The organism is Microtetraspora sp. AC03309 (assembly GCF_020826795.1).
Lineage (GTDB): Bacteria > Actinomycetota > Actinomycetes > Streptosporangiales > Streptosporangiaceae > Microtetraspora > Microtetraspora glauca.
Genome location: NZ_JADDIL010000209.1, coordinates 1 through 1222 on the forward strand (window position 1 = coordinate 1; position 1222 = coordinate 1222).

The following is a 1222-nucleotide window of genomic DNA, read 5'->3' on the forward strand; positions in this document are numbered from 1 at the left end:
CGATCGACCAGGTGCGGGCGGATGTGTTCCTGGGCCTGCTGGACGGCGGCATGTCCGGTCTGGACGACGATCAGATCATCGCCGTCCTGTTCGATAACGCCGCCCGCAAACGGGCGGGTGATGAGGACGACTACGACGACCAGCTCTCCGACGATCCCTTCGATGACAGCGGCATCGACGACAGCACCGACCTCTACGACACCTGCGACGACACCGACGACACCAATGGGGACGGGGAGAACACCCGGCTCTCCGAGGGCCTCCACGACGTCCAGCACACCAACGGCGACAAGAACGGCGACAAGAACGGCGAGATGGACGGAGACAAGGACGGCGACGTTGACGACACCGTCACCGGAGAGAGCCCTTCCGGCTCTGCCGATCACGGAGACGTCACCGACCCCTGTAACTCGTCCGGCGATCCCGGTGACACTGACCCTGATACGGGATGCTCAGGCTCCGCCCATGGTGACGGGCCCAACGATGGTGGCCCCACCGGTCCTGTCTCCGGCACCGGTCCTGGGCCTGCTGGTCCTGCCGACCGCACTGGAGCCAGTGCCGGTAGTGTTTCGGGTGTCTGGGGCGGCAACCTCGGCGCGAACGCGAACGCGAACGCGAACGTCAGCGTGAGCCCGAGCCCGAGCCCGAGCCCAAGTCCGAGCGTGAGCCTGGCGGGCAGGGTGGGCGGCAGCCGCGACGACAGCGCGGACCTCAAGAACGGCAGCGCCGACACTGCCGCCGGTGCGGCGAGGTCGGTCGGGTTCGCGGCCGGTGAGCTACGGGTCCAGGTCTCCACCCTGATGCACTTGGACGACCTGCCCGCCGAACTCGCCGGATGGGGCCCCATCCACGCCCAACTCGCACGCCGGCTCGCCAAACGACAGATCGGCGGGGAGTGGCGGTTCGCCATCTGCGACGAGGACGGCCAACTCCTGCACGCAGGGATCACCCGACGCCGACCCGCGGGATGGCCCCGCCAACCCGCACCCGGCCCCGCACCCGACCCCGCGCCCGGCCCTGTGCACGGCCGCGGTTTCACACCCGGCCTACCTTCCCAACCCCTCGCGGGTGACAACCGGGACGGGAGCGATCCGGCGGGCACGGCCAGGGTAGGAGTGACGCCTGCCCGCACACCGGCTGCCGGGCAGGAAGACGGCGACCGGCCGGGCGGGGCCCTCCACGCGAGGCCGGCGTCGGTCCGCCGTCGCGGGATCGTCGAACT

General features: G+C 70.2%; 1 pseudogene. It reads left to right on the top strand.

The annotated features are described in order from the left end of the window. Positions 1–1222: pseudogene (locus IMZ11_RS42355) on the top strand (hypothetical protein); the annotation flags it as partial.